Genomic DNA, 3,240 nt, shown 5'->3' on the forward strand with positions numbered 1-3,240 from the left:
GGCCGGTATGCTGGGCGCAAAACCCGAAAATTCGGCCGGGGATCTGGTTGCAGCAATGGCGGGGGGGCAGCGTCAGGGGCTTGCCCGGGGGCTCGAAGGGCTGGCCCGGCTAGGCCGGGTTCAGGGCATGCAAGCCTATTGCCTTGATTGCGCGGTGGCCGGCCTTGCTGGGCCGCCAAACCCTCCGCAAGGCTGGTTGGTGCGCCTGCTGGGCCCAGATTTTCTACGTTAGCATGCAGGCCGCTTTGTTGGTGCCGCACGGTTTGCGCGCTGCGTAAACGGCAAGCTGCCCTCTCCCCGCTTGCCCTTTGGCCAAGGGGCCACTAAGGGCCACGCCTTGATTCCGGATTTTCGCCGTTTAGGTGCGATTCTGGACTTCGCCGGGCTGCGGGCGTGGCGGAATTGGTAGACGCGCTGGTTTTAGGTACCAGTATCGAAAGATGTGGGGGTTCGAGTCCCTTCGCCCGCACCAGTCCCGGCACCGCCGTCATCGGCGTTGCGCAAAAGAATTTCTGAGAAGGCCTGAATTGTCATGCAGATTGTCGAGACCACCAACGAAGGTTTGAAGCGCGCTTACAGCGTCAAGATTGCGGCCAAGGATATTGCTGCCCGGATCGATGGCGAAGTGACCAAGATCGCACCGCAGATGAAAATGCCCGGTTTCCGCGATGGCAAGGTGCCGGCCAATCTGGTCAAGAAAATGCACGGCCCCGCGCTGCACCAGGAAGCGCTCAACACTTCGGTCCGCGAAGCGATCGACAAGGTGATTGCCGATAACAAGCTGCGCCCTGCCATGCAGCCGCAGATCGCGCTGGGCGAAGGGTATGAAGAAGGCAACGACGCCGAAGTAACCGTCAGCATCGAAGTGTTGCCGACCATCCCTGCGCCCTCGATCGATGGCATCCAGCTTGAAAAACTGGTGGTGCCTGTCGCGGACAGCGAAGTGGACGAGCAGGTTGCCCGGCTGGCTGAAAATGCCAAGAGCTTTGTTGATGCCAAGAAGGGCAAGAAGGCCGAAACTGGCGATCAGCTGATCATCGATTTCGTCGGCAAACTGAACGGCGTTGAATTTGACGGCGGCAAGGCCGAAGACGCCGCGCTTGAAATCGGCTCGGGCCGCTTCATCCCCGGCTTTGAAGAGCAGCTTGTGGGCGCGAAGCAGGGCGATGAAACAACCATCACTGTAACCTTCCCGGCCGATTATCAGGCCGAAAACCTGGCCGGCAAGGACGCCACCTTTGACATAACCGTCAAGTCGGTGAAGGTCGCCGGTGAAACCAAGATTGATGATGATTTTGCCAAGGGCCTGGGCCTGACCGATCTGGCTCAGCTGACCGGTTTGCTGCGCGGCCAGCTGGAACAGGAAACTGCCGGCCTGACCCGCACCCAGATGAAGCGTGCGCTGCTGGATCATCTGGCTGCCGGGCACGATTTCGATGTGCCGCCTTCGATGGTTGAGGCTGAATTTGAACAGATCTGGACCCAGCTTCAGCAAGAAGCCCAGAACGAGGAAGACGTTGCCGCCGCGCTGAAGGAAATCGACGACGAGAAGGAAGATTACCGCGCAATCGCGGTGCGCCGCGTGCGCCTGGGTCTGTTGCTCTCGGAAATCGGCCAGGCAAACGGTGTTGAAGTCAGCGGCCAGGAAATGAACATGCTGGTCCAGCAGGCTGCCCAGCAATACCGCCCGGAAGATCGCCAGCGCTTCGTTGAATACCTTCAGCAGGATGCCCTGGCCGCAGCCCAGCTGCGTGCGCCGCTTTATGAAGACAAGGTTGTCGATTTCCTGTTCGACAAGGCCGAAGTCACGACACGTGAAGTGACCCGCGAAGAGCTGCAGGCCGCGATTGAGGCTGAAGACGCAGCTCCCGCACCGGCCAAGCCGGCCAAAAAGGCTCCGGCCAAGAAGGCTGCGGAAAAAGCCGATGCCAAGGCTGAAGACAAGCCGGCCAAGGAAGACAAGCCAAAGGCTGAAAAGAAGGCCCCGGCCAAAAAGCCTGCCGCCAAGAAGTAAGCCGGTTCAATCAGGCCACACGAAAGGCCTGACGCTCTGCCTGAGCGTCAGGCCTTTGTGTATCCGGATCAGCGCCGCTTGCAGGTGTTGATCCCCAGCAGCGCATATGGCGGGCACCAGCCGATCAGGCCGGTCAGCAGCACCACCAGTCCCAGCCAGGTCCAGGGCGTGTACATGCCCGTGGCGGCCATCACCAGCAGCACCAGTCCCAGCACGATCCGGATTACCCGGTCAAGCTGCCCAACATTGTTCGTCATGATTGACACTCCCGTCTGTTTGCCCGGTCACACTGGGGGCTGGCTAACGGGCCGTCACTGATCCAGATCATCAAACGCAGCTAATCGGCCCTGACCCTAATCTATTCACCCCAGCGCTTGAAGCTGGGCGGCGGCAATTGCACGGTGCGGGCGCGTTCATAGGCCGCACCCAGATCCAGCATCAGCTTGTCGCTCCATTTGGGGCCGATGAACGACAGCCCCACCGGCAGCCCTTCCACTTGCCCCATCGGCACGGTCAGATGCGGATAGCCAGCGATTGCTGCCAGGCTGCCGGCGCCCACATCAATGAAGTGATCGCCCGTAACTAGATCGATCGGCCAGGCTGGCCCGGCAGTGGGGGCAATCAGCACCGCCACCCGATTTTCGGCCAGCAGCTTGTCGATCCCTTGCGCCCCGGCCAGCCGCAAGGAATTGATCCTGGCCTTGTCATAGACTTCGCTTTGGACCGGCTTTTCGGCCTTGATGAAGGTTTCCTGCCCAAACCAGCGCAGTTCCTGTGCGGCGTTGTTCTTGTTGAACAGGATCACATCGGCCAGATTGCGCACGGCTACTTTGCCCGGCAAGGCGGCCAGGTAGGCGTTCAGATCTGCGCGCAGTTCAAAATAAAGCACGACACCTTCATCGCGGAACATTTCGCCCGGCGGATCATAGTCAATCGGCACCAGCACCGCGCCAGCCGCCAGCAGATCGGCCTGGGCCTGATCAAACACCCGGCCCAGCCCCGGATGGTTGCCAGATTGCCGGGTCAGCACCCCGATCCGCACGCCTTTCAGGCTGGATGTGCCAATCCCCAGCGTATAATCGGTGCGGCGCTTGTCAGCCTCGGCGGTGGCGGGGTCTTTGGGATCCGATCCAGCGATCACCCCCAGCAGCAGCGCGGCATCGGCCACGCTGCGCGACATCGGCCCGGCGGTATCCTGGCTGTGGCTGATTGGCACGATGAAGCCG

General features: G+C 61.0%; 4 protein-coding genes and 1 tRNA gene. 3 read left to right on the forward strand and 2 right to left on the reverse strand.

Annotated elements, in window-relative coordinates; genetic code table 11:
• The 3 genes from ABL914_RS13835 to tig form a co-directional block, all read left to right on the forward strand.
• Window positions 1-232 (forward strand): hypothetical protein (locus ABL914_RS13835; protein WP_391563773.1); only part of this gene is annotated, 232 nt, incomplete at its 5' end.
• Between the two features lie 155 nt (window positions 233-387).
• Window positions 388-472, forward strand: a tRNA-Leu gene (locus ABL914_RS13840).
• A 60-nt stretch (window positions 473-532) separates the two neighbouring features.
• On the forward strand, window positions 533-2,014 hold the full coding sequence (gene tig / locus ABL914_RS13845; protein WP_391563774.1) for a trigger factor: 1,482 nt from the start codon (window positions 533-535) through the stop codon (window positions 2,012-2,014).
• Window positions 2,015-2,082: 68 nt separating this feature from the next.
• On the opposite strand, the gene ABL914_RS13850 is transcribed toward tig, so the two are convergent.
• Both ABL914_RS13850 and ABL914_RS13855 read right to left on the reverse strand, forming a co-directional pair.
• Window positions 2,083-2,271, reverse strand: coding sequence for a DUF2892 domain-containing protein (locus tag ABL914_RS13850; protein WP_391563775.1), 189 nt, complete (start codon window positions 2,269-2,271; stop codon window positions 2,083-2,085).
• A 101-nt stretch (window positions 2,272-2,372) separates the two neighbouring features.
• A partial coding sequence (locus ABL914_RS13855; protein WP_391563776.1) for an amidase family protein occupies window positions 2,373-3,240 on the reverse strand: 868 nt, incomplete at its 5' end.

Origin of the sequence: Novosphingobium sp. (assembly GCF_040079535.1) — a bacterium.
Lineage (GTDB): Bacteria > Pseudomonadota > Alphaproteobacteria > Sphingomonadales > Sphingomonadaceae > Novosphingobium.

Coding starts and splice junctions, on each gene's coding strand:
- ABL914_RS13850 (WP_391563775.1), bottom strand. CDS start 2,271: ATGACGAACAATGTTGGGCAGCTTGACCGGGTAATCCGGATCGTGCTG.
- tig (WP_391563774.1), top strand. CDS start 533: ATGCAGATTGTCGAGACCACCAACGAAGGTTTGAAGCGCGCTTACAGC.